Origin of the sequence: Anabaena sphaerica FACHB-251, assembly GCF_014696825.1 — a bacterium.
In the GTDB taxonomy this organism is placed as follows: Bacteria; Cyanobacteriota; Cyanobacteriia; order Cyanobacteriales; family Nostocaceae; genus RDYJ01.
Map to the genome: position 1 here is coordinate 20,958 of NZ_JACJQU010000011.1, position 25,749 is coordinate 46,706.

The window sequence follows — 25,749 nt, forward strand, 5'->3', positions numbered from 1 at the left end:
TACGGTCGTTGGCATTTATACTGAACTGCCAGGTGCGATCCGTCTAAAACCATCCAGATGGTAACATAGTGGTTCTATTTATGAAGAATTTCAAAGTTTATGTTCAGTTCCCACTATCTTGCTAACTTTTGGATAGATAGTTATTAATTGCCCTATTGTTTGTAATTGACACCAAAGAGAATGTGTTGTTTTGCTGACTTTACAATCTCTGTAAGACCTAAGTGATAGTTCTCAAGTGGCAGTTAGGCAATTAATAACTAAGATAACTACTTGATTTCGGGCTGGATAAATTGATTACATTTATGCTTCAGTAAAATTATCAATAACTGCAATTTTCAGCAAGATTGTCTGTAAAAATGTTGCCATCGATACTGTAAATTATTTTTTGCATTTTGATTTGCATTTTGAACTTAATTTTCTGTTTGTTGCATTTTGTTGATTGTCTCACCTTTTGGGTGAAATTGGTGTTAGCGATTTTTTAGGGTGATTTTGAGTGATGAAAGCTGTAATTCTGTTGTCTGGGGGATTGGATTCTGCTACGGTTCTCTACCAAGCTAGGGCTGATGGTTGTGAATGTTACGCCATTTCCTTTGATTACCAGCAGCGACACCGCCGAGAGTTACAATCAGCTATGTTTGTAGCGAAATCTGTAGGGGTAGTTCAACATCAGATAGTTAATTTTGATTTACGGCTATGGGGTGGTTCAGCTTTGACGGATGATGCGATCGCTCTACCTGAAGATCGTTCCCTCGATGAGATGTCACAAAATATTCCTGTCACTTATGTCCCGGCTCGGAATACTATTTTTTTAAGTTTTGCTTTGGGTTATGCTGAGACTATCGGCGCACAACGTGTATACATCGGCGTTAATGCTTTAGATTACTCTGGTTATCCTGATTGTCGTCCTGATTATATCCAAGCGATGCAGGAAGTTTTCCGCTTGGGAACTAAACAAGGCCGGGAAGGGCAACCTATTAACATTATTGCACCGCTAATTAATTTGAAGAAAACCGAAATTATCCAACTTGGCAATCAGTTGGGTGTACCTTGGGAGTTAACTTGGTCTTGTTATGCTGGTGGTGATCAAGCTTGTGGGGTTTGCGATTCTTGTCGGTTGCGGTTAGATGCTTTTGCCCAGTTGGGTTTGAAAGATCCTGTTGATTATTTATAGATAGTCAGAATGATTTGTAAGCTTTGGCTAACCGTTATTATAATCAAAGAAACGGTAAACTCAGATCTTTACTACCAAGTCATCAAAAGACATCTAAACGATTACAAAGTTTAACTAAAAAACGGAATTTTCGAGTAGATGATTATCTGCATAAAGCGAGTCGGTTAATTATTGACCATTTAGCGAAGCAGGGGATTGGGACTTTAGTAATAGGTCAAAATCCACTGTGGAAGCAAAATGCTAATTTGGGCAGCCGAAATAATCAAAACTTTGTTTGTATTCCCCATGCTCGATTTGTGCAGCAGTTGAGTTATAAGGCGAAGTTAGTAGGGATAAAGGTATTGGTTGCTGAGGAGTCTTACACGAGTGTAGCTTCTTTTTTAGACCAAGATACTATTCCTACTTATGGCAAAGCTGACTCACAAGAAGTGAAATTTAGTGGTCGAAGAATCAGAACTAAGCTTTATAAAGCTGGTAATGGTAAACTGATTCACGCTGATGTGAATGGTAGTTTGAATATTTTACGTAAAGTAGTCCCGACAGCGTTTAGTCTAGGGATAGGGGGCGTTGTAGTGCCTCCTTCGGAGGAGCTTCGCTAACGCCCCGTCGGGGTTATTCCCGGCAAACGAAAGGCATGAGATATTTGTCTATGTTTTTTGGAACTATTTAACCTGAAGCGTCATCTGGCAATTTTCTAATTTGAATTTGGTGCAAGCGGGGTCCAATAACTGACATGACCGTAAATTCAAGATTTTGATAATGTAAGATTTCCCCTTTAGTGGGAATTTTTTGTAACTGATAAAGTAAAAAGCCGCCCAAAGTTTGATATTCTCGTGTCAAGGGTAAGTTAATATTTAAGACTTCGTTGAGTTCTTCTAAGTTTATCTGTGCTTGCACTAAAAATGTTTGCTGGTCTAACATTTCGATGAGCAAGTCATTGCTGATTCCTTGTTCACCTGCATTACCAATAATTTCAGCAATCACATCTTGAATTGTCACCAGTCCCACAATACCGCCAAATTCATTCACCACAATCACCATAGCTGGTTTTTCTTGCTGCATCATGGGCAATAACTCGCTCAAAAGAGTCTGTTCTGGGACAAACCGGGGGGGACGCATCCAAGGGTGAATTTGTGTCTCTAATGTCAGTCTCCCAGTAGCTAAAGGTTTTGCTAAATCTTGAAAGTAAACAATACCGCGAATGTCGTCTAAAGATTCACCAATGATGGGATAGCGGGAATGACCAGTAGAGGTAATTTCCTGAAGTAATGACTGGAAACTGGCATCTTCTGGTAAAGCGATAATGCTGGTACGGGGAATCATTACATCTTGGGCGGTGATGTCCCCAAACTCAAAGACGTTGTTAAGCAGTTCTCTTTCTGATAATTCTAAACCTGTTGATTCCCGTTCTGTAGATATAATCAGTTGCAATTCTTCAGGGGTAACTGGTGGTCTCCAACTTTGACCTGTGTATTCAATGCCAAATAATCGTAACAGGTAACGGGTTGATTGGTTGAGAATCCAAATCACTGGGCTGAAAAAACGGACTATGGCTTTAACAGAAGGACCCAAAAATCTGGCCAGTTGTTCTGAATACAACATAGCAACTGATTTAGGAGATAACTCCCCTAAAACAATTTGCAAATAAGCAATTAAAAAAAAGGTCAGGGGAACTGATAGAGAATGAGCTAGAAAATTACTCCAACTCCCAGGTAAAGGCCAGGATTTTAACCATGCTTCCACCAGCACCACAATGCTACTTTCTCCAATCCAACCTAATGCCAAACTAGAGAGGGTAATACCTAATTGAGCAGTAGATAGCAACCTGTCAATACTACGTTGTAACATTTCTACAGCGATCGCAGGTATGTCACCAGCCTGAACCAGCTGATGGATACGAGTCCGCCGCACTGTCACCATTGAAAATTCCGCTGTCACAAAAAAGGCATTAATCGCAATCAGCAGTAGCACTGACAACAATTTCAACCCTAAATCTGTCCAAATTAACTCAGAAGAAGCACTCACCGCTAAAGCTCGTGTCAAAATTACGCCGATACTAAAACGCTAACAATAGCATTTCTATTTTTCCACAGGAATATCGGACACCTGTAACTTTAGTTTTTGAGCAGGATAATCCGTTAGTGCCAGTGATATATTACTGACATCATCCAGTAAAGCTGTGGGAATGCTGATTGTGCCTGTAAATGTCGGTCCCTTGCCTGGTAATTCGGCGGGTAGTCCTTCTGTGATGGCGCTTAAAGTTCTGCCTTTATCATCAGTGACATCTAAAAAACTATAGAGGAACCGTACAGAATCAGCACTTTTATTTTGCATTTTCACTTTTAGTAATAGCTCACCACCAGAGTAACGAGCCGATTGTACAGACATGGTTACACCCTCGCTCTCAGCTACAACCGGAAATCCTGGTTCTAGTTTTTCTTCCGTGACTTCTTCGCGCTTTTCCTCGGCTTCAGACTTCTTGGCTTTGATTTCTTCTTCATCCTCGTCTTGTTTTTTGGCTTTGTTATCAGGTTTATTATCCTGCATTCGCGCTTTGACAGTTTTGAGAATATCTTCCTCTTTTAAGAGGGCTACTCCTGCCGATTGAGCGTTATTATTCTTATTACTGGCAAATTTAGTTGTGGGACGACCATCTGGTGATGTCACACCCTTGAGAGCAGAACTTCCCATCGAAAACCCCAAAAAGGCGCTCACAGAACCTGCTCCCAGCATTAGGGTTAACAAAATCAACGTCAGAACTACAGTGGAATTTATTTTCATCGCTGACAAGCTATTACAGAAAAAACGTAGTTTATATATTAGTCAAGAAAGACAGGGACTGGGGACTGGGTATTGGGTATTGGGGACTGGGGACTGGGGAGAACATTATTTACCTATTCCGTGTTCCCTTCTTTCCCAATTACCTGCCTAAACTAGAAATTTTTTTTTAATTTTGCTCATGTTGTAAAATCATGCTATACTAATAGACGTGCATTTGTCTAAAAGTCAAAAATCATTGACTCAAGCTCAAATAATAACAAAGAGTTAGCATTAAAGCTTAAGTAGACAAAACTAAAATCTAGCACAACAAGCGCCTTTGGCCGATTGGGGAGGCAACGAACTCATAATTCGTCTTCAGGCTGGTTCGATTCCAGCAGGGCGCACTTTTTAAGATGATGTTAAATTTACATATTTAGGGCTTGCTGATAGCGATAACTAAAAAACCGCTAAAAAAATCATGTTTGAAAATCTGAAACCCAGGTTTCATATTTTGTATTTATTTTTAATGCGTAAGTCATGAATTATGTAAATGAAGCCTAAAATCTTAATTCAAAGTCGAATTCCTCAGCAATCCATGCCTTCTTTTGCGATCGCTATCTATTGCGACTACAAATTGCTCAGTATCAGATCGCTTCCATTTCTCAACCAGTGGAAGGAATAATTTTTTTACCCCAACCAACCCCTTTATTAGCTATTTGGGATCAAAAGAATCAAGTGATTGAAATTACTGATTTGCCCCTGTTAGACGATTACCGCGCGATTGCTTTTCAAGTTTCTTAAACTATGTTGCAATGACCATATTATAATTTTTTTTATATCATTAAAACATCAAACTCAGGACTTACGCATTGACAAATTGGACAACAACGTTTGATGCTCACTGAGCATTTATAGCGTTTCCCAGTCTAATGAAGTACACATCAATTTATTTTCTGTTCCCTAAAACTAAACAACCTTCTACCTCACGAGCATGGGAACTGCTCTAGCAGAGGTAAATACTCTAGTTATTACTCCAGATGGTAAAACATTGATTAGTGGAAGTAGCGATAACACTATTAAAATCTGGAATTTACAAACTGGAGAATTACAATGCACTTTTACCCAACATTCAACAGCAGTGTTATCTATAGCTATTCACCTAGATGGTAAAACTATTGCTAGTAGTAGCAAAGACGGAATTATCAAACTTTGGAATTTGCAAACTGGGGAAATTTTAGAAACTCTTTCTGGTATGAGTCCTATAACATTTTCACCTGATGGAAAAATTCTTGTTAGTGGTGGTGATGGTAGAATAATCAAAATTTGGCAACAGCTAGAAAACAGCGAATATTTAACTTTAACTGGGGAATGGTGGGAAATATTAGGAGTTGATAAAAATACTCATCCTCAAGATGTAAAACTTGCCTATCGACAATTGGCTAGATTATATCATCCTGATATTAACACAACGGCTACTGCTAAAGCTGCAATGCAAGCAGTTAATCAAGCTTATCAACATTTTCAGATGCTTGTTAATGTTAAAAAATAAATCGGATTTTCCAACAGGAAATTGTGTAAGTAGTTACAGTTAATTTTTATTTTCAAGATGTTTCATGATTTGATGTAGCAACATTTCATGGAACGTCTCTACTTTGATTTTGAATCAAAAGGTAGTGGATGTAACTAAATTTAGTAGAATTGCAAAAATTAGGCGATTTTGGCTTTTATAGCTGCTAACAAGCTGTTAGGACAGGAAAAAAAGCCATGGGATAGTTTTACTGATGTATACGTCGTAGGTTGTAAATTTTCGAGTAGAAGCTAGTTATTTGCCCTGTTATTTGATTATTGGGTTAGAATATAAAGGTTTTGAGGAAAATTGACATTCTAAAGTTTTTAAACATCCATATTGCATATTGCGAAAAAAGGTTATAAATTGTTAAGTTATAGGGGAATAATTTAATTAGCAGTTTCCAACAGTCAATCCTAGTCAAGTAAATATACTGTAAGGGGTTTAAACTTCATAGAAGCCTTAAACAGCAGCGGGGATATGTTTTTGTTTGGTAAAGCACAGTCCTTGGTTTTATCATGGGATAATGCAGAATCTAAAAATATATCCTGATATCTTGCTGTCATTGCTCTGATGCAAATTTTTTTATTGATTAATGTGAATGACCAGATAACTGGCATTCACCGCAAGACAATTTATCAAAAGCAAATTAATTATTAGTTAATTTGCTAATATTCGGCAGTTGTAACTGTTCTTGTTCGAGGATCTCTATTGATGATTTATATTTGCTATTGCCAAAATCATGTTCTCATGATGATTATAGCAAATACCAATGATAAATCAAGGCGCATTCACCACAAATTCACTATGTAAATGGAGTTATTCTGGCGATGCAACTAAATGAATTAAGCACAAGTGAAAATATAGAAAAAGAGGCATGGCAGGCATTAGAGAATTCAATTCTTTACTATAAAGGTCGTCCCATTGGGACTTTAGCCGCCTATGATCCATCTGTAGAATCTCTGAATTATGACCAGTGTTTCGTTAGAGATTTTGTTTCTTCTGCACTGATTTTTCTGATTAAAGGTAGAACAGATATTGTTCGTAATTTCCTAGAAGAAACGTTAAAGTTACAGCCTAAAGAAAGAGCATTAGACGCATATAAACCAGGACGAGGATTGATACCAGCCAGCTTCAAAGTTGTCTCTGTCAATGGGGAAGAACATTTAGAAGCTGATTTTGGAGAACACGCGATCGCTAGAGTCACACCAGTTGATTCTTGTTTATGGTGGCTAATTTTATTACGTGCTTATGTAATTGCTACAAATGATTATGCTCTAGCTTATCAACCTGAATTCCAAACAGGTATCAGGTTAATCATGGAAATCTGTTTGGCTAATCGTTTTGATATGTATCCAACCTTGTTAGTTCCCGATGGAGCTTGCATGATTGACCGACGTATGGGTATATATGGCCATCCTCTCGAAATTCAAGTTCTATTTTTTGCTGCATTGCGTGTAGCGCGTGAGCTACTAATTTGTCAAGGTAATCAAGATATTGTGGAAGCAATTGATAATAGATTACCCTTGTTATGTGGTCATATTCGTAAACATTATTGGATAGATATTTCTCGGTTGAATGCAATTTACCGATTCAAGAGTGAAGAATATGGGAAAGCGGCCGTGAATCTATTTAACATTTATGTAGATTCTCTGCCTTATTATGAATTAGATAAATGGCTACCCAGAAAAGGTGGTTATTTAGCAGGTAATGTTGGACCATCCCAGTTAGATACTCGTTTCTTTTCCCTCGGAAATTTAATGGCTATTATTTCCGATCTTTCTACAGAAGAACAATCTCAAGCGATTATGACTTTGATTGAAGAAAGATGGGATGATTTAGTGGGAGATATGCCCATGAAAATCTGTTTCCCGGCTTTAGAAAATGAAGAATACAGAGTTGTGACAGGATGCGATCCTAAAAACATACCTTGGTCTTATCATAATGCCGGAAGTTGGCCAGTTTTAATGTGGATGTTAGCCGTAGCAGCAATGAAAACCAATAAAACTGGTATGGCCAGAAGAGCGATGGAAATAGCTAGAGCGCGTTTAAGTGAAGATGAATGGCCAGAATATTACGATGGTAAAAAAGGAAGACTAATTGGCAAACAAGCGAGGAAATATCAAACCTGGACTATCGCAGGATATTTATTAGCGAAAGAACTCATGGATAACCCCAATTTCTTGCCATTAGTTAGTTTTGATAAATTACCTCCAGAAACGGTTTCTAGAGCTTGTGAATTTGAAGTGGGCAGTATACAGCCTTATATGTCTCTATAACAGATGTAGAAATGTTGTAAGAGTTCAGGAGTCAGGAGTTAGAATGTTTGATAAATTGGTAGATGATCAAATAGTGAGTTTGATCACAAGCCTTCAAAAGCTGACTGTTGGCAACTTTACGCTGAATGCTTACGAAATTTTCACCATAGTTGAACTTCTACTAATCTGAAAAACTGTCCAAGGTAAACAATATTTTTAGCCCCTATGAGAAAATATGGGGCTTTTTTTATTTTATTGATAAATAGCTTTCAGTAACAAGTTAAAGAGGATATCATAAGAAAAGAATCAGAAAAAACCAAAAACCAAAATTTTTTCATCCAGAAAGCAAAGTATGACTTACTAAGCAATCTCATAAAAATGGAGTAGTTACCCTATGAAAGAAGAAGAAAAATCAATAGTAAATACTCTAGAAAACCAGGCTTGGGAACTTCTAGAAAAATCAGTAACTTATTATAAAGGTAATCCTATAGGAACAATAACTGTTTGTGATCAAACACAAGCTATATTAAATTTCGATCATTGCTTTATTCGTGATTTTGTGCCATCAGCTTTACTTTTTCTGATCAAAGGTAGATATGATATTGTACGTAACTTTCTCGAAGAGACGTTAAAATTACAACCAAAAAAAAGCCAATTTAATGCTTATACACCAAGTAAAGGTTTGATACCAGCCAGTTTTCAAGTTGTATCAATAGATGGAGAAGAATCCTTAGAAGCGGATTTTGGTGAACAAGGTATAGCTAGAGTTACACCTGTTGATTCTTGTCTGTGGTGGATTATTATCTTACACGCTTATGTGAAAGCGACAAAAGATGTAAAATTTGCCATGCAGCCTCAATTTCAGCAAGGCATTATGTTAATAATGGAACTTTGTTTAGCGACTCGGTTTGATATGAACCCAACGCTATTAGTTCCTGATGGTGCTTGTATGATTTACCGTCGGATGGGTATTTATGGCTATCCTTTAGAAATTCAATCTTTATTTTATGCCGCTTTACGTGCAGCACGTAAATTATTAATTTGTGCAGGTGATGAAGAGATTGTTACAGCTATTGAGAATCGCTTACCTTTATTAAGAGATCATATTCGTCATCATTATTGGATAGATATGAAACGCCTCAATGTTATCTATCGTTTTAAAAGTGAAGAATATGGACATACAGCAGTAAACCAATTCAATGTCTATGCAGATTCAATTCCCTATGCTGATTTATCTGTTTGGTTGCCAAAACATGGTGGTTATCTAGCCGGAAATGTTGGACCTTCTCAATTAGATACTCGTTTCTTTTCTCTGGGAAATTTAATGGCTATTATTTGTTCTCTCACTAATGAACGTCAGTCCCAAGCAATTATGAATTTAATTGAAGAACAATGGGATGATTTAGTGGGAAAAATGCCTATGAAAATCTGTTTTCCGGCTTTATCAAAATCTGAATATAAAATTTTTACCGGTTGTGACCCTAAAAATACACCTTGGTCATATCATAATGGTGGTAATTGGCCAGTTTTGTTGTGGGTTTTAACTGCTGCCGCTCAAAAAACAGGTAGAACTGATCTGAGTGAACGTGCTGTGGAAATTGCTCAAGCAAGGCTGAGTCAAGATGAATGGCCAGAATATTACGATGGTGCGCGTGGGTCATTAATTGGTAAAGAAGCGAGGAGATATCAAACTTGGACAATTACAGGTTTTTTATTAGCAAAAGAATTAATGCGAAATCCTGCTTATTTAGAGTTAATTAATTTTGGAGAATCTGATATTGAGAAGGATGAACGATTTTGTGATGTATAGTAGAGATAGGGAACAAATGACAGTGTTAAAATTGTGTTATTGCTAAAGGTTGGAAGATATCAAGCATTGGCGGAAATTATGATGATAAAGGCGATAAACCGTAACATCAGTGATAGTTTCTACCTGTAAAAACTCAAACCAAGATTCTAAAATTTCCTCTACATCAAATTCATCACAATCTAGGAAATTGGCAATATCTGCAACAGAGATAGGTTGTGTTTTCTCTGCTAAAACTTTCAAAATTGCTAGAGCAAAATCTTCATCTGTCGAGTCCAGCATTTTTTGTAAATGCTGTTGGTAATAAGATTCTAAACCAGGTGATAGAGAGGTTTCTAACTGGGAAGGTTCGGTATAGAAACCGTCAGCAATAGCAGCTAAAACTTGACTCACGTACATGAAATTATTTTCGCTGCGGTTGGTTAAGTTAGAAATAAATTCTGCTTCATTTATTTGGTGGGTATTTAACCAAGATTTGATAATAGACCTCTCCCCCAACCCCTATCCTGCGAGGAAAGGGGAGTTAGATAATTCTTGTTCCCCCATTCCCTTGTAGGGAAGGGGGGTTAGGGGGGTTAGGTTTTTTATAATATAAGCTTGAATATCTTGTTTATTTTCCTCTGGATAATCTGCTAAATTCAAACTTTGCACCGGTGCTTCAATTAATAAACCGGAATTACTTGATAAAAACGGACGACGGGAAAGGAGAAAATACACCCCTTGGGGAAGGTAGCGGGGAAGATAAAAAATATTTGTTCCTGGTGGTTGTAAATTGCGGTTGATGCAGTTTAACCCGTCAATGACAATAATTAATTTTTGATTTGGTTGTAAACTGTCGCTGATTTGTTGGAGAAGCAAGGATAAAAACCAACTCCCTTCTGTTGCGTTATCTGGTAAATTTGGCAGGGATATATTTTGAAAGTTGGCGATAATTTGAGAACATACATAAGTTAAAAATTCCGCAGCGTGATTTTTACCCTCTAACTCCGCGTTGTAATAAATAACATGAGGATTTTCCTGAATATATTTAGCAATAATCGCACCTTTACCGCTACCCGGTGCGCCGATAATCGTAAAATAACCCCGGTTATAGCGGTGGAGAAAATTATTAATAGCAGTAAACACGAAATCACGACCGATAAAATTCGCGCTTTTGGTGTTAATAACTTCCGTGAATTGTTGCTGAGTATCCAGGTAATTATTAACCGTTGGTGGTCTGGGTGTGGAGTTCATAAATTCACTCTCCCGCATTTTCCAACTTTAAAAAATGCACCATCCCCGAAGCGTCACCCGCAACAATTGTTAACTTATCTGTGAATTTATTGGGGGGTGCAACTGCACAGGAATAGATAGAACTGTCACCTGTGAAAGTAGCTATAATTTCCCCCGTCTCTAAATTCCACACCTTCACAGTATTGTCTAAAGAACCAGAAATCACCCGTTTAGAGTCGGTTGTGACTGCGACTGCGTATACCGAATCACTGTGACCTCTCAGGGTTAATTGTTCCTCCCCTGTCTCTAAATTCCACACCTTCACAGTTTCATCAGATGAACCAGAAATTACCCGTTGAGAGTCGGCTGTGACTGCGACTGCTGATACCAAATCACTGTGACCTGTAAAGGTGAACTGTTCCTCTCCTGTCCCTAAATTCCACACCTTCACAGTTTCATCAGATGAACCAGAAATCACCCATTTAGAGTCGGCTGTGACTGCGACTGCTGATACCCCACCGCTATGACCTTTGAGGGTGAACTGTTCCTCTCCTGTCTCTAAATTCCACACCTTGACAGTTTCGTCAGATGAACCAGAAATTACCCGTTGAGAGTCGGCTGTGACTGCGACTGCGTATACCGAATCACTGTGACCTCTCAGGGTAAACTGTTCCTCCCCTGTCTCTAAATTCCACACCTTGACAGTTTCGTCATATAAACCAGAAATCACCCGTTGAGAGTCGGCTGTGACTGCGACTGCTAATACCGAATCACTATCACCTCTCAGGGTGAACTGTTCCTCTCCTGTCTCTAAATTCCACACCTTGACAGTTTCGTCATATGAACCAGAAATCACCCGTTTAGAGTCGGTTGTGACTGCGACTGCGTATACCGAATCACTATGACCTTTCACGGTGAACTCTTTCTCCCCTGTCTCTAAATTCCACACCTTGACAGTTTTGTCACCGGAACCAGAAATCATCCGTTTGCCGTCGGTTGTGACTGCGACTGCTAATACCGAACTACTATGACCTTTCACGGTGAACTCTTTCTCCCCTGTCTCTAAATTCCACACCTTGACAGTTTTGTCACCGGAACCAGAAATCATCCGTTTGCCGTCGGTTGTGACTGCGACTGCTAATACCGAACGACCATGACCTCTCAAGGTTAACTGTACCACCCCTGTCTCTAAATTCCACACCTTGACAGTATTGTCATATGAACCAGAAATCACCCGTTTAGAGTCGGCTGTGACTGCGACTGCTAATACCCAACTACTATGACCTTTGAGGGTGAACTGTACCACCCCTGTCTCTAAATTCCACACCTTCACAGTTTCGTCCCAAGATGCAGAAATCACTCGTTTAGAGTCAGCTGTGACTGCAACTGCTCTTACCCCACCGCTATGACCTCTCAGGGTGAATTGTTCCTCCCCTGTCTCTAAATTCCACACCTTCACAGTATTGTCAGATGAACCAGAAATCACCCGTTTAGAGTCGACTGTGACTGCAACTGCTCTTACCCCACCGCTATGACCTCTCAGGGTGAATTGTTCCTCCCCTGTCTCTAAATTCCACACCTTCACAGTATTGTCAGATGAACCAGAAATCACCCGTTTAGAGTCGACTGTGACTGCGACTGCTCTTACCCCACCGCTATGACCTCTCAGGGTGAACTGTTCCTCCCCCGTCTCTAAATTCCACACCTTGACAGTATTGTCTTCTGAACCAGAAATTACCCGTTTTCCGTCGGCTGTGACTGCGACTGCGTTTACCCAACTACTATGACCTGAGAGGGTGCGGAGTAACCTTCCTCCTGGTGGTGTGAGACTGGGGGTGAGGGTACGCAACCAAGGGTGAGTTTGAGTTTGTGATATTTGTTGTAATAGTTGTTGAATTTCTGTGGTGTGGATAGCTTGTAACCTTCCCCATAATTGACTAGGTAATTGTTGTTTATCCTGGGTGACAATATGTGCCGACAGTCGCAGCGCACTTTGAATATATTTTAAGGTTTCGGTTTGGTCTGGGTGGTTTTGGGTTTGGTTATCATCTAGTAAATCATAATCTTCTATTAATGCCTGAATTCCAAATTCGGGATGATTAATTTTGGCGGATATGAATTTATAATCTGTGAGAGTTTGGTAATATTCAGCTAAATTTTCTGGTTTTCTTAAGACTGAGTTTGCCAAAGAATAAGGCAAACTCAAGTAAATTTTAAGAGCGAATTTATCCATAGATAAACCTTGTTTACCTGCTTCTTGGTTGAGAAATTCTTGCCAAGTCATGGATGTTGTTTAGATTTTAGTAAGGATTATAACTGATTTTTGGTAAAAATGGTCTGGTTAATGTTTTTTAACCGTCATTTTTCGATTTGCATTATAAACCGCCTGGGAATCAATTCCCAGTCTCATAGCGAAAGTCTACTAAAGTAGACTCAAAGAGGTTTTTGGATGTTTCAGTGACAACCAGATCCCCGACTTCTGCAATCAATTCACAATTTATTGACAGGATAATAAAAGAAGTCGGGGATCTTATCACTCCACTCCTAAATGCTTACATGAATTCTAATATTTATACCTTCAATATACTTTCAATATACATCTAATGTACTTTGCATATACTTTACTTTATATCTACTTTGAATATACCTATCTCTATACTTGCACTAGACTTCATCTCTGGAGATTCATGACAAGATAAAAACATGAAAGGAGCCAAAAACATTAATATAAAAGGTGAGTAAAACCATGAAACAAGCAATTAATAACGAATTACTCCGCCAAGCAAAACTAACTTTTAACGTCGCTGTGTCTGTCTCTGCTATTTCAGCTATGATTACTTTATCTGGAGTAGCTTTAATCTATTTCAATAAAATCTCAGAAGCGAGTTTAACTGCAACAGGACTTACGCAAAACAGAGCGGAAGTAGGGGTAATTCATGAATTACCCCTACGCAAGAATCAGGTTTTGAGTTCAATCTTGCGTAAGTCCTATGCAAGTGCTGGTGCTTTAGCAACTATGACTAGCTTGAATATGGCTAAAGAATCTAAAGATGAACTTTTGAAAATTCTGGAAGAAGAGGAAGAAGAACACGGAAAGTAATTAGCCAAATTCACCCGGAAATTGATTTCCGGGCTAATAGCTCAAGTAGGTTAAAACCTACTATGATTAACTCAAACTTCAATCATAATTGATGGAAAAATATCTAATTAATGAATTGAAAATAGTCGGTTAAAACAGACTTCTGCTATGAGACTCTTAATTTATTCCCTGGCTGTTAAAATCTAGGAATGAAGAACACATAAATCACACCTTACAGTGAAAACTGTCCCTACCTTCCATGACTAATTCCCGTCAAGTTGCATTTACCGCCCTGAAAGAAGTACACAAAGGAGCTTATGCTGATGTAGCCCTCGACCGTGTATTACAAAAGTATAAATTACCCGACAATGACCGTCGGTTAATGACAGAATTAGTCTATGGCTGTGTAAGAAGACAACGCACCCTAGACACTATCATTGACCAACTCGCTACCAAAAAAGCGCAGCAACAACCACCAGACCTCCGCACTATTTTACATCTCGGTTTATATCAACTGCGTTATCAAGAAAAAATCCCTGATTCTGCTGCTGTAAATACCACAGTTGAACTAGCAAAAGAAAACGGTATTTCTGGTTTAACAGGGTTTGTTAATGGTTTTTTACGTCAATATCTACGTCTTTTAGAAACATCATCAGAACCTTTAAAATTACCTGAAAATCCGGTAGAAAGATTGGGAATTTTACATAGTTTTCCCGATTGGATAATTGAAGTTTGGTTATCACAATTAGGTTTTGCAGAAACAGAAAAACTCTGTGCATGGATGAATCAAACCCCGACAATTGATTTACGGGTAAATATTCTTCGCAGTTCATTAGAAGAGGTAGAATCAGCTTTTGAATCTGCTGGTGTTTTAGTGAGACCTATTCCCCATTTACCCCAAGCTTTAAGATTAATTAGTAGTACCGGAGCAATTCAAAATTTACCAGGTTTCCGTGATGGTTGGTGGACTATTCAAGATAGTAGCGCCCAATTAGTTGGTCATTTGCTTGACCCTAAACCTGGTGATGTGGTGATTGATGCTTGTGCAGCACCAGGGGGGAAAACTACTCATATTGCTGAATTAATGGGAGATAAAGGCAAAATTTACGCTTGTGATCAAACCGCTTCCCGATTACGTAAACTCAAGGAAAACGCTCAACGTCTGAATTTACAATCTATCGAAATCTGCACGGGTGATACTCGCAACTTGACCCAATTTCACAACGTCGCTGATCGTGTATTATTAGATGCTCCCTGCTCCGGCTTAGGAACTATGCACCGTCATGCTGATGCGCGTTGGCGACAAACTCCGGCTTCTGTTCAGGAACTTTCCCAACTGCAAAAAGAGTTATTATCACATACTGCTAATTTTGTCAAGACTGGAGGAGTTTTAGTTTATGCAACTTGTACACTGCATCCAGCGGAGAATGAAGAGGTGATTTCTGAATTTTTAGCAGCTAATTCCCATTGGCAAATTGAACATCCCAGCTTTGATTTCCTGGATATTTCTACCCCAGGGTGGTTAAAGGTATGGCCTCATCAACAGGACATGGATGGTTTTTTCATGGTGCGCTTAAGAAAAACCAAGGATTCCGAGTGAATACTGCTAACGATTGTACCATTTGATGAAAGACCGAATCTACTAGAGGAGGCAGCAATGGTTAATCATTCCCATGTTAAAAACTTAGTTAAAATCCTGATTGGAGCAGCTTGGATTGATGGTAGAATCCAGCCGGAAGAAAGACAATATCTGCGGGAAATAGCTCAAGCTAAAGGTTTGGCTAGTGATCCAGAGATTAAGCCATGGCTGTATGAATTAGTACCAGTCAAACCAAGTCAATGTTACGAATGGGTGAGAGAGTATTTAGGCGATCGCCCCAGCTTAGAAGATTGCGAAAATCTCATTGAAGCTATTAGTGGATTGATTTACAGCGACGGTGAAGTTGCCATTGAAGAAGCTAAACTTCTAACCACATTGCAAGAGTTAAGTAAATCCCATGATACCACCCAACCAATTTATACCCCACTGCTAAAACAAATTAAAAAGCTTTACCGTCGCTGGGTGGATGTGCAGAATTAGGGGATTGGGGAGATGGGGACTGGGGACTGGGGACTGGGAACTGGGGACTGGGAAAAATCTTTTCTCTTTCCTCTTCACTGTCACCTGTCACCTGTCACCTCTTCCTTCTACCTCCAATTATTCTTTATCGACTTTGGGTACAAAATCAGGACGATCTTTGCTTTCCCAACCTGCGGGACGTTTTGAGTTGTACCAAGCAATTGAACCGATGGTGACAGCAGCAATAAAACCAACTACATACACTAAAGTAAAAGCTAGAGGAAAATGGGGACCGCTTGCTACTGGTGCTGCTATTTCGAGTAATAAAGTCATGAGTAAATGATCCTACTATGCCTAACACTTCTTAACAAAGTATAAAACTAACTTACCATCTACATCTCCCCGTAGTTTGAAATACTTGCTATTTAGGGTGTAAAAAACCAGATGTAGCGACGAGGAAGTTAATTTTCTACCATTTTGTGTATTGTAAAACTTCGCCCAATATATTCTCAATCCGAGGAAGAAGAGGATGAACCGGGTTTGAGTCGTTCCCTCCAAGAAGGTTGTAATGAGGAAGATTCAGAGGCACTCTTTTTTACAGGAGAAGAATTTGAATCTTGTCTTCTGTTGCGTCGTCGTGAACGAGATGATTCTGAAGAAGAATTATCGCTTGATTGTTGAGAATTGCTCCGTCGGCTTCTGCGAGTGGTATCTTCCTCTTGTTGACGGTAACGCCTTCTACGTCTTGGAGTGTAGTCTGATTGCTGTTCTACTTCCGTATTACTGCGTCTGCGTCTGCGTCTGGTGGATGAATTACCATGATCCTGATCTGAGTTTTCATCACTGGCAGAAATTGCGCGGTTGATAATTTTTTTCGGTTTGATGGGCTGGGCTTTAATTGTACCTTTACGATTTTCTAATTTAGGTCGTTCAGGAAACTTTTCTACTGGCATTCCCTCCACCGCTTTTTTCATAAATTCATGCCAGGTATAAGCGGCGCTACCGCTGCTACCATAGGTAGGGCGGTTATCATCATTACCTAGCCAAACGCCTGCTACTACTTGGGGAATATAGCCAATAAACCACAAATCACGGGCTTGATCAGATGTACCAGTTTTTCCAGCTACCTGCCTATCATTTAATTGGGCAGCACCACCAGTTCCGTTTCTGACTACGTTCCTGAGCATCCAGGTCATAATGGCGGCGCTATCTGCATCTAAAGCCCGCTTAGGTTGAAAATCAGCAGTCCAGATCACATTACCCTGACGGTTGAGGATGCGGCGAATCCCATGCACGCCTGTATGTAAACCCTGAGTAGCAAAGGAACCATAAGCACTGGTTAATTCCAGGAGATTCACTTCATTAGAACCCAGAGCCAAAGAGTAGGTAGGCTTGAGTTCGGATTGAATCCCCATATCCTGTGCCAGTTTAATTGTTGGCTCATATCCCACATCTATTAATACCTTCACCGCAATTGTGTTAATAGAACGGGTAAGGGCATCCCTCATGTTCATCGAGCCATAGAATTTTTCACTGTAGTTTTTTGGTTCATAACCATCTACTACCAAAGGTGCATCTAGATAGCCATCAAAGGGACTCTTACCTGTAGCTATAGCCGCAGCATAGACAAATCCTTTAAATGTCGATCCTGGTTGCCTTTGTGCCTGCGTAACACGATTAAACTGGTTTTTACCAAAGTCTTTACCCCCTACCATGGCCTGAATTTCACCATTCCTGGCATCAATGGCTACTAAAGCTGCTTCTTTAAAGTTTTCCCAACGACCTTGATTTCTGAGGGTTTTAGCCACTGCTTCTTCTGCCGCCTTTTGCCAAGTCGGGTTTAAGGTAGTTTCTACTACCAACCCTCCTGCTGCTAACACATCAGGCGCAACATATTTTGGTAATTCCTGCTGAACGTAGGTAGTAAAATAAGGAAACTCGACTTGAAAGCGTCTGGGTAAATTGCTGTTAACGGTGAGTGGTTCTTGAATTGCTGCTTGCTTTTGTTCTAGTGTAATTACTTGATCTTCCTGCATCCTTTGTAACACCAGATTTCGCCTTTCTCTAGCCAGTTGGGGATTTTTATCGGGGGCGTAAATGTTAGGAGCAGGAGCGAGTCCGGCGATGGTGGCCATTTCTGACAAGGTAAGTTGATCCACCGATTTACTGAAGTATACCCAGGCTGCATCTCCGACACCATAAGCACCAGAACCCAAATACACTAAATTTAGGTAGCGTTCTAAAATCTCTTCTTTGCTGAGTTCTTGCTCCATTTTCTGAGCCAGACGGACTTCCTTAAGTTTGCGCCAAATAGTTCGCTCTTGGCTGAGGAAGAGAATTCGCGCTACTTGTTGGGTGATGGTACTACCACCTTCAACCACATTTTGCGATCGCAAATTATTCACAACTGCTCTGAGAATCCCCTGAGCATCTACACCATTGTGTTGTTGAAATCTTCTGTCTTCTGAAGCGATAAAAGCGTTCTTTAAGTTATCGGGTATTTGTTCTAGCTTTAGCTGTTCCCTTGTTGCTTCTCCTTGCTGTTGAAGAACCGTACCATCACCAGCCTTAATAGTTAGTGTTTGCTCTCGTATTACAGCGTTGAGTTGAGATTTATCTGGTAAAGAACTATCGATTGTTCTCATACCATAATTAAAGGCAATGATCCCGCCACCTAAACCTAAACCTGTCCAAAACCAAAGACGACGATAAAAAGGTTTATCGCTCCTACCAATTCTGGCAGCCATTCCAGATGATACAGTCGTCATCTGGTTCAGTAACTGCCTTGCCTTTAGCAGCATTGTGGATGGTAAGTTGTCATTTGTGGACTCCTCGTTTTTGTGATGATTCCCAAGTGGCAAGAGCAGTTTCTCCTTGTCAGAGCTACTTAAATTTATTGATTGATGCCCAAAGTCCAGGGTTTGTATGCTAATCGCGTTAGTTTATAATATCCCATAAATAATCAACTTAATCAGAGCGCAAAATCCTATTACTTCTCAAACTCTTCGTCAAATTGGCTTCTGAACATGATTAAATAATTTTTGGGACATCAAGACCATTGGCAAAGTCTGTAACCAATGAAGCAAAACTGATCCCCCGCCACCTAAAAAGAGCATTCGGCAAAGCAACGATGTCTAAAAAATTGGCCAGAAGTGCCATCGCTCTCGGCAGTAATATGGGTGATCCCCAAGGAATTTTAGCAGCGTCTCTAGAGACTTTAGCCCAAACTCCTGGTATTATTCTCGAAGCAAAATCCAGCTGGTATAGAACCAAAGCCATCGGACCGCCCCAGCCCGATTATTTAAATGGCTGTGCCATATTGCAAGTAGAAATGCTACCCCAAACCTTGTTGGCAACATTGTTAGCTATTGAACAAAAATTTGGGCGTGTGCGTCAGGAACATTGGGGACCGCGAACCCTGGATTTGGATTTGTTGTTATATGATGGCTTAATCTTAAATGACCCCAATCTCCAGATCCCCCATCCCCGGATGTATGAACGAGCTTTTGTATTAGTCCCACTGGCAGAAATTGCCCCAGATTGGATAGAACCAGTCTCTGGGCGTATAATCCAACATCTGCTGCAAGAGATTGACAGTTCTGATGTACACTTAGTTAAGGATGAACAACCGACTATTACATTACCATCCTTGGCAGCAGAAATACCCTGATTCCACAATAAACCCCCGTATATATTCTGTGTATCTACAGACAATAGAATTTTACTATGCCACTAGGTAGAGAATTACCACAGCTACTCAAGCAACGTTTGTTTCATAAAGGACGCAAGTTTGACTTTGAAGTTAATCGCTTGCGTTTACCCAATAAATCCGAAGGAGAATGGGAGTGTATTCGTCATCCTGGTGGCGCTCTGGCTGTTCCCGTCACCGCTGAGGGTAAACTGATTCTTGTGCGCCAATATCGTTTTGCAGTTCAGGGAAGATTGTTAGAATTTCCAGCAGGAACTGTAGAACCCAATGAAGAACCCTTGGAGACAATGAAAAGGGAAATTGAAGAAGAAACAGGCTACCGCGCTCATAAGTGGGATAAACTGGGAGAGTTTTTCTTGGCTCCTGGCTATTCCGATGAAATTATCTATGCTTTCTTAGCTAGAGATTTGGAAAAACTGGAGACACCTCCACAACCAGAAGAAGATGAAGATATCGAAACAGTATTTTTCACTCCTGAAGAACTAGAAACAGCTATTCATGAAGGACAACCTGTAGATGCTAAAACGATAACCAGCTTTTTTCTAGCCCGTTCGTTTTTAATGTAATCGCAATGTAGCAATCTATAAATATTTCAGCCTATACTGCGGTAAGCCTAGCCTACAGCAAGCCGCTTTGCGTCTACGGTAGCTAAACTAATCCAGAGCGCAAAGCTACCACTGCTGCTTGTAGCCAATCATTGACTAGCAACTTATTCATAGTAAATTTCTTTGCGGCTGTAATCAGTGAAGTGATAGGAGGTTTTACCGACATTGGTAATTTTAATAATGAATCTACAATAGATTCAAAACTTGGATCAGCATTAAATCCTGATTTATTTGCCAGCACTACCACACCAAAATTAGCAGATGGAATAGTTGTGAAATAGGAACCAATTAGTTTGAAATTTCTATATATCAATAATATGCCCCGATTAGGCTATAAGTTAAAGTAGCGAGAACTAAAGAGGTGATAATTACATAAATAAATTCTCGGTGCCATAGAAAAGTTAAAAAAGAGATAATCACCCGTAAAATTGGAGTTGCAACTAACAGTAATAATCCTAATTGAATAATACCACTACTGCTACCTGATGCCACAGCATTTAATACACCAATTGGCGATCGCAAATCAGATGGTGTACCTTGAAAAAACTGATATTTAGCAGGTTCTGCACCATGACGAACTAAGTACAATATGCCACCGAGAAAAACAACCGCACTAGCAATTAAAACCCCATATTTGAGCAAATTACTCAATAAATATTCTAATCGTTGGTCACTTGATGTTTTGGCAAAGTTGTAATTACTGTCAATTTCGCAGCAATTATTCAGCATTTCTACATTAGTTTGGTGCTGTTGTTCTAACTTTTGATTATCAGCATCTAGCTTTTCTGGCAACAAAGCTAGTGTTAGAGTTTCATTTTTTGTTGATGCTGTTGGAGTCCACCGAAAACCAGAATTAATTTGATACATAAAAATTCACCTATAGACTGTTATAAATCATCTTCAAAGCCATCACCACCAGAACCAGACTGAAGATAATTCTTAAAATTTGCGTTTTAGCTCCAATTAAGATTCTTGCTCCCAAAAAAGCACCAGGCAATACCCCTAAAACTACTGGCATCGACAAACCTGGATCAATATAACCACGTGTTAAGTAAACCCCTGCTGATGCTGCGGCTGTCACACCAATCATAAAATTACTAGTAGTAGTAGAAACTTTAAAGGGTAAACGCATGGCTTGATCCATTGCCAATACCTTGAATGCTCCTGAACCAATTCCTAGTAAACCGGAAATTACTCCAGCTACTAACATGATACTAAACCCAGCTGGTAAAGAATGCGCCTGGTAAGATATCAATCCATCAGGGGTTGGATAAGTGCCATTAAGTTTGAGATATGCTGCTAAAGGTTCTAATGCATCATTTTCAAAGTTTTCCGGTCTAGGTCGCTGAGACAGGTATGCTGAATAAATTAGCACGATTGCTAGGATAATTCCCAGGACTTTCACCGAAACAAAGGCTGCAACCATAGCGCCAATAATTGCACCAATGGTTGTGGCTACCTCCAAAAACATTCCCAACCGCAGATTTGTATAACCTTTTTTAATATAAGTAGATGCTGATCCTAAAGATGTAGCAATTACAGACACAAGTGAAGCACCCACAGCATAACGGATATCAACTCCAAACACAGAAGTTAATAAAGGAACTATTACTACTCCACCACCTAAGCCAGTTAAGGCTCCTAACAAACCAGCACCAAATGATCCCAGCCAGACTAGTAAAGAAAATGCCAGTATACTCAAAGTCTGTTCCTCTTTATTCAGATGTATTTTGCTTGAGAACTGAAACGGCAAGTTGAATATTATTGGCTAATGATAAAGGGCGTTGCTGATCAAGAGTATGATTTTGTTTCACGCAGAGGCGCTCCAGTCACAGAGAGTAAGAGTTTGAAATCATTGATTTTTCAATTTCATCCCCTAATTCAGCAACGCCTGATAAAGATAATAAATAATCATAATAAACTAATTTAGTCTTCACGAAAAATCGAGATTTTCGTGCCTGGGAAATGGTGACAACCCTCAGATTCCCAATAAATTGTAGCTACAAGAGCCATTAATACCCTACTATACAAGGGGTAATTCTAGGATACTTTTTTCAATATGCTGATGAAACGTGTACTACCGGATTATAAATACAGTGTTAGAGGATGTTAAACAATTCAAAATTGAAAAACAAAAGTAAAACTTAACAATCGCTTGACCACATATCAAAATCCCTTTTTCTGAATTACTAAAACTTGCTTTTTAACATCACTGATTTATGCACTATTTATTATTACCAGCTTTCAGCTTCTTCATTGGCATCATGGTTGGTTTAACCGGAATTGGTGGAGCTTCTTTGATTACCCCCATGTTGATTTTTGTCTTCCAAGTGCCACCTTCTGTTGCGGTGAGTTCTGACGTTGTAGCGGCCACATTAATGAAGTTAGTTGGTAGTGTTAAGCACTGGCAACAGCAAACCCTAGACACAGAAATTGTCAAATGGTTAGCAATGGGTAGTGTTTCTGGATCACTGGTAGGTGTGGGAATTTTGCACCTGATTCGACGGAGTGGAGAATATAACCTAGATCACATTTTGCTGCGGTTATTGGGGATCATGATTTTGTTAGTCACATTCTTGGCACTCATACAATTATTATTTATGAGTTTTTTCCCCAATTTTAATTTACCTGAACTGCCAAAATTAGATATCACAACCAATCGGGGACGTTTTCTCACAATAACTATAGGAGCCATTTTAGGCTGTTTTGTTGGTTTAACTAGTGTTTCCTCCGGTTCAATGTTTGCGCTAGTATTAATTGGCTTTTTTCGCCTTGATGCCCGTAAATTGGTAGGTACAGATATTGCACAAGCAGCAATTTTATTACTCTTTACCTCCCTGGGACATTTAACCTTGGGAACAGTTGATTGGAGTTTGGTTTTACCGATATGGTTAGGCTCAGTTCCGGGAGTTTTATTAGGTGCAAAAATCTGCCAGATTGCTCCTCAACGTCCATTAAGGTTTATTGTTTATGCCATTTTGATGATAGTGAGTTGGAAATTAGTAGCTCCAGTTTAACGGAAGCGTCCAGAAACATAATCACGACTGCGAGAATTAAAAGTATGGGGTACGAGTTTCTTTGTGGGTGCAAATTCTAGCAGTTGCCCAATCCGATTTTCATTGTAGTGAAATAAAGCTGTAAAATCTGATAAGCGAGAAACTTGCTGAATGTTGTGAGAGACAAATACAATTGTCAATTCAGAACGCAAACATTCAATTAGTTCCTCAATTTTCATGGTAGCGATGGGATCAAGTCCTACACAAAGTTCATCCATGAGGATAACTTGCGGTTTGACTGCTAAAGCACGGGCAATACACAAACGCTGTTGTTGTCCAAAAGATAGTTCTAAAGCAGATTTATAGAGTTTATTTTTGACTTCTTCCCAAATATCGGCGGCTTTAAGTGCTAACTCGACAATCTCATCTAATTCTACTTTTGGATGCCATCCGATTAATTTCACTCCATAGGCAACATTATCATAAATGCTCATGGGAAAAAGATTTGGTCTGGCATAAATCGTGCTAATTTGACGACGTAAGCGATTTAAGTTGACACGACGACCATAAATATTTTGGCCAAAAAATTCTACTTTCCCTTCAACTTTCACTTCTCCTTCTAATTCATTCATACGATTTAGAGATTTCAAAAAAGTAGACTTACCACAACCGCTAGGTCCAATGATGGCTGTGATTTTATTTTGGGGAATCTCCATTGACACATCTTCAATGATTTTTTGATTGTCGTAATAAAAGCTAAAATTTTTGACTCTGATGGCAGTAATTATTTTATTCATGCTGACAAAACGTATACAACAACTATTGACTGAGAAACATAGTAAAAATAAAAATCGATGCTAACGTTTCAGTATGCTGCTTTGTTGATTGTGTTACGAGTAGATGAGATGTATAAATAGCAAATATGAGGTCATTGGATGTTTACGGTGGTCTTTGATATGAGTGTAATTTTATCTTCTAGAGAATTTTAATCACCAGTCTTAACTATATTACTGTGATTGGTGACATAAAAAATGACACATTCAAGAATTTAAAAAATAAATAGTTGATACAGACAACTCAAAATCAGGAACTCAATGTAATGGAAGATGGGGATAATTATCGATCAGATGTGCGTCAAACAAGTTGTAATGCTAAATTCTCTAGACAATTTTCAACAGGACAGGAGGGTTGTTTATGCTAAGACGCTTAAGTTTTATAGTTACTACTATTATTTTCTGGCATCTGTGCAGTTTTGTCACACTGGCAGAAAGTAAAAAGCCAGAACAAATGGATAAGTTTCCTTCAGGTCCATTGGAGACTACCACACCAGATCCTCTGGTCAGGGGTTCAGTGAAAAAACAGCCGTTAACTCCTGAAGAACTGCAAAAGCTGGAAACCGCGCTAGATAAGTTAAATCAAGAAGCTACAACGACACTACAAGCGGGGGATAAGGTAACAGCGTTTGATATTTGGAACCGAGAACTACGACTGCGGCGCTTTTTAGGTTCATTAGCTGAAGTGCAAGCATTATCACGGGTGGGTGCGATCGCTTGGAATGAAAATGAGCGTCAGGAGGTAAAATATATTACTGAGCGATTGCAGGTAATTGAAAAACAGATGCTGACTCAAAAAAGCACTGATGTAGAATTATGGCGATCGCTTGGTGAAGCTTACCAAAATCTTCGTGTTCCCAAACTGGCTGTAGGAGCTTATCAGCAGCTTTTAACATTAGTAAAAATGCAAAATAATACTACTGCTGAACTAGAAACTCTAAAGACAATTGGAGAATTACAACTAAGTTGGTTTGATTATTCCCAAGCTGCCACAACTTACCAAGAATTGCTAAATTTTGCTACTAGCAATGGTGATAGGCCAAATAAAGTTAATTATTTACAACAACTAGCTTATATTTATGACAAGGGAAAACAGCCTCAACAAGCGATAAATGTCCTGAATAAGTTAGCAGCAATTTACACTAGAGATAAAAATCTGACGCGAATTCCTGCCCTAAAAATAGCCATAGCTGAAAATTATCAATCGGTAGCACGAGAAAATCCCAATTTACGGCAAGAAGCATTTAACAACTATCAAGAAGCTTACATTACCGCTTGGCAATTACAACAGTACGTTACTGCTAGTGAAGCTTTGCAGAAATTAATCAAGCTTTACCGTTCCCAAAATCAAATTAATGAAGCTTTGCAAGCTAGTCAGATTTTGTTAGAAACCGAAACATTAGCTACCAACTTTTATGGTTTGATGCAAGCTTATGATCAAATGGGACAATTGTATTTAGAAAAAAAAGAAGATGCAAAAGCATTAGCAGCTTTTCAAAAAGGTTTAGAAATAGCGCGACAACTCAAACATCAAGAAACATATTTTGTTCAAAAGATTGAAACATTATCAAAGTCGAATTTGTAATTGATAACAAATTAGTAAATAGTGTCATGCGTAGATCCCCGACTTCTTACATCAATTTATAATTTATTTATAATATTAAAAAAGAAGTCGGGGATCTGATTGTGTGGG

General features: G+C 39.2%; 25 protein-coding genes and 1 tRNA gene. 15 read left to right on the forward strand and 11 right to left on the reverse strand.

Features of this window, described 5'->3' with window-relative positions:
* The first annotated feature begins 496 nt into the window (after positions 1-496).
* Both queC and H6G06_RS17450 read left to right on the forward strand, forming a co-directional pair.
* A complete protein-coding gene (gene queC / locus H6G06_RS17445; protein ID WP_190562394.1) occupies positions 497-1,171 on the forward strand; it encodes a 7-cyano-7-deazaguanine synthase QueC in 675 nt (224 codons plus the stop codon).
* Between the two features lie 23 nt (positions 1,172-1,194).
* Positions 1,195-1,770 carry a transposase gene (locus H6G06_RS17450; protein ID WP_242039746.1) on the forward strand — a complete coding sequence of 192 codons (576 nt, stop codon included), beginning with the start codon at positions 1,195-1,197 and terminating at the stop codon, positions 1,768-1,770.
* A gap of 67 nt (positions 1,771-1,837) precedes the next feature.
* On the opposite strand, the gene H6G06_RS17455 is transcribed toward H6G06_RS17450, so the two are convergent.
* Positions 1,838-3,214, reverse strand: coding sequence for a hemolysin family protein (locus H6G06_RS17455; protein ID WP_199306763.1), 1,377 nt, complete (start codon positions 3,212-3,214; stop codon positions 1,838-1,840).
* A gap of 36 nt (positions 3,215-3,250) precedes the next feature.
* Entirely contained in the window at positions 3,251-3,952 is a 702-nt protein-coding gene (locus H6G06_RS17460; protein ID WP_190562396.1) for a hypothetical protein, read from the reverse strand.
* A gap of 310 nt (positions 3,953-4,262) precedes the next feature.
* On the opposite strand from H6G06_RS17460, the gene H6G06_RS17465 reads away from it, so the two are divergent.
* The 5 genes from H6G06_RS17465 to H6G06_RS17485 all read left to right on the forward strand — a co-directional run bounded on the left by H6G06_RS17465 (position 4,263) and on the right by H6G06_RS17485 (position 9,566).
* A tRNA-Ile gene (locus H6G06_RS17465) sits at positions 4,263-4,335 on the forward strand.
* A gap of 217 nt (positions 4,336-4,552) precedes the next feature.
* Positions 4,553-4,732 carry a hypothetical protein gene (locus H6G06_RS17470; RefSeq protein ID WP_190562398.1) on the forward strand — a complete coding sequence of 60 codons (180 nt, stop codon included), beginning with the start codon at positions 4,553-4,555 and terminating at the stop codon, positions 4,730-4,732.
* A gap of 190 nt (positions 4,733-4,922) precedes the next feature.
* Positions 4,923-5,480 carry a DnaJ domain-containing protein gene (locus H6G06_RS17475; RefSeq protein ID WP_190562400.1) on the forward strand — a complete coding sequence of 186 codons (558 nt, stop codon included), beginning with the start codon at positions 4,923-4,925 and terminating at the stop codon, positions 5,478-5,480.
* Between the two features lie 848 nt (positions 5,481-6,328).
* Positions 6,329-7,777 (forward strand): glycoside hydrolase 100 family protein, encoded by a 1,449-nt coding sequence (locus H6G06_RS17480; protein ID WP_190562402.1) that lies wholly within the window; start codon positions 6,329-6,331, stop codon positions 7,775-7,777.
* A 373-nt stretch (positions 7,778-8,150) separates the two neighbouring features.
* Entirely contained in the window at positions 8,151-9,566 is a 1,416-nt protein-coding gene (locus tag H6G06_RS17485) for a glycoside hydrolase 100 family protein (RefSeq protein WP_190562404.1), read from the forward strand.
* Positions 9,567-9,608: 42 nt separating this feature from the next.
* On the opposite strand, the gene H6G06_RS27485 is transcribed toward H6G06_RS17485, so the two are convergent.
* From H6G06_RS27485 to H6G06_RS17495, 3 genes are all read right to left on the reverse strand, one after another.
* Positions 9,609-9,962 carry a hypothetical protein gene (locus tag H6G06_RS27485; protein ID WP_242039747.1) on the reverse strand — a complete coding sequence of 118 codons (354 nt, stop codon included), beginning with the start codon at positions 9,960-9,962 and terminating at the stop codon, positions 9,609-9,611.
* Between the two features lie 102 nt (positions 9,963-10,064).
* Positions 10,065-10,796: an ATP-binding protein gene (locus H6G06_RS27490; RefSeq protein ID WP_242039748.1), complete on the reverse strand. Its 732-nt coding sequence runs from the start codon at positions 10,794-10,796 to the stop codon at positions 10,065-10,067.
* Positions 10,797-10,800: 4 nt separating this feature from the next.
* Positions 10,801-13,059 carry a WD40 repeat domain-containing protein gene (locus H6G06_RS17495; RefSeq protein ID WP_242039749.1) on the reverse strand — a complete coding sequence of 753 codons (2,259 nt, stop codon included), beginning with the start codon at positions 13,057-13,059 and terminating at the stop codon, positions 10,801-10,803.
* Positions 13,060-13,521: 462 nt separating this feature from the next.
* Between H6G06_RS17495 and H6G06_RS17500 the strand changes: the two genes are divergently transcribed.
* The 3 genes from H6G06_RS17500 (at position 13,522) to H6G06_RS17510 (ending at position 15,934) form a co-directional block, all read left to right on the forward strand.
* Positions 13,522-13,875 (forward strand): TRADD-N-associated membrane domain-containing protein, encoded by a 354-nt coding sequence (locus H6G06_RS17500; protein ID WP_190562614.1) that lies wholly within the window; start codon positions 13,522-13,524, stop codon positions 13,873-13,875.
* Between the two features lie 238 nt (positions 13,876-14,113).
* The gene (locus H6G06_RS17505; protein WP_190562406.1) at positions 14,114-15,454 is read left to right on the forward strand and encodes a 16S rRNA (cytosine(967)-C(5))-methyltransferase; all 1,341 of its coding nucleotides are present in this window, start codon (positions 14,114-14,116) and stop codon (positions 15,452-15,454) included.
* Between the two features lie 57 nt (positions 15,455-15,511).
* On the forward strand, positions 15,512-15,934 hold the full coding sequence (locus H6G06_RS17510) for a tellurite resistance TerB family protein (protein ID WP_190562408.1): 423 nt from the start codon (positions 15,512-15,514) through the stop codon (positions 15,932-15,934).
* A 117-nt stretch (positions 15,935-16,051) separates the two neighbouring features.
* Here the strand turns inward: H6G06_RS17510 and psb35 are convergent, their stop codons facing one another.
* Both psb35 and H6G06_RS17520 read right to left on the reverse strand, forming a co-directional pair.
* Complete coding sequence (psb35, locus tag H6G06_RS17515) at positions 16,052-16,246, reverse strand: photosystem II assembly protein Psb35 (RefSeq protein ID WP_190562410.1); 195 nt, start codon at positions 16,244-16,246, stop codon at positions 16,052-16,054.
* Positions 16,247-16,422: 176 nt separating this feature from the next.
* Complete coding sequence (locus H6G06_RS17520; RefSeq protein WP_190562412.1) at positions 16,423-18,714, reverse strand: transglycosylase domain-containing protein; 2,292 nt, start codon at positions 18,712-18,714, stop codon at positions 16,423-16,425.
* Between H6G06_RS17520 and H6G06_RS17525 the strand changes: the two genes are divergently transcribed.
* The 3 genes from H6G06_RS17525 (at position 18,666) to H6G06_RS17535 (ending at position 20,188) form a co-directional block, all read left to right on the forward strand.
* Positions 18,666-18,845, forward strand: coding sequence for a hypothetical protein (locus H6G06_RS17525; protein WP_190562616.1), 180 nt, complete (start codon positions 18,666-18,668; stop codon positions 18,843-18,845). The two genes, H6G06_RS17520 and H6G06_RS17525, sit on opposite strands and share 49 nt — an antisense overlap.
* A 198-nt stretch (positions 18,846-19,043) precedes the next feature.
* The gene (folK, locus tag H6G06_RS17530; RefSeq protein ID WP_190562414.1) at positions 19,044-19,583 is read left to right on the forward strand and encodes a 2-amino-4-hydroxy-6-hydroxymethyldihydropteridine diphosphokinase; all 540 of its coding nucleotides are present in this window, start codon (positions 19,044-19,046) and stop codon (positions 19,581-19,583) included.
* A gap of 56 nt (positions 19,584-19,639) precedes the next feature.
* Positions 19,640-20,188 carry an NUDIX hydrolase gene (locus H6G06_RS17535; protein WP_190562415.1) on the forward strand — a complete coding sequence of 183 codons (549 nt, stop codon included), beginning with the start codon at positions 19,640-19,642 and terminating at the stop codon, positions 20,186-20,188.
* Positions 20,189-20,270: 82 nt separating this feature from the next.
* On the opposite strand, the gene H6G06_RS17540 is transcribed toward H6G06_RS17535, so the two are convergent.
* Genes H6G06_RS17540 through H6G06_RS17550 form a run of 3 tightly spaced genes read right to left on the reverse strand, consistent with a single transcriptional unit; the run spans position 20,271 to position 21,929 of the window.
* Positions 20,271-20,540, reverse strand: a complete 270-nt coding sequence (locus H6G06_RS17540; RefSeq protein ID WP_190562417.1) for a hypothetical protein — start codon at positions 20,538-20,540, stop codon at positions 20,271-20,273.
* Positions 20,537-21,094 carry a DUF1634 domain-containing protein gene (locus H6G06_RS17545; protein ID WP_190562419.1) on the reverse strand — a complete coding sequence of 186 codons (558 nt, stop codon included), beginning with the start codon at positions 21,092-21,094 and terminating at the stop codon, positions 20,537-20,539. Before H6G06_RS17545 ends, H6G06_RS17540 begins: the two co-directional genes overlap by 4 nt.
* Positions 21,095-21,104: 10 nt before the next feature.
* Entirely contained in the window at positions 21,105-21,929 is an 825-nt protein-coding gene (locus H6G06_RS17550; protein ID WP_190562421.1) for a sulfite exporter TauE/SafE family protein, read from the reverse strand.
* A 517-nt stretch (positions 21,930-22,446) separates the two neighbouring features.
* Between H6G06_RS17550 and H6G06_RS17555 the strand changes: the two genes are divergently transcribed.
* Positions 22,447-23,244 (forward strand): sulfite exporter TauE/SafE family protein, encoded by a 798-nt coding sequence (locus tag H6G06_RS17555; RefSeq protein ID WP_190562423.1) that lies wholly within the window; start codon positions 22,447-22,449, stop codon positions 23,242-23,244.
* Here H6G06_RS17555 and H6G06_RS17560 read toward each other — a convergent pair.
* Complete coding sequence (locus tag H6G06_RS17560) at positions 23,241-24,020, reverse strand: phosphate ABC transporter ATP-binding protein (RefSeq protein ID WP_190562425.1); 780 nt, start codon at positions 24,018-24,020, stop codon at positions 23,241-23,243. The two genes, H6G06_RS17555 and H6G06_RS17560, sit on opposite strands and share 4 nt — an antisense overlap.
* A gap of 397 nt (positions 24,021-24,417) precedes the next feature.
* Here H6G06_RS17560 and H6G06_RS17565 point away from each other — a divergent pair, with 397 nt between their 5' ends.
* Positions 24,418-25,641 carry a tetratricopeptide repeat protein gene (locus tag H6G06_RS17565; RefSeq protein ID WP_190562427.1) on the forward strand — a complete coding sequence of 408 codons (1,224 nt, stop codon included), beginning with the start codon at positions 24,418-24,420 and terminating at the stop codon, positions 25,639-25,641.
* Positions 25,642-25,749: the final 108 nt, after the last annotated feature.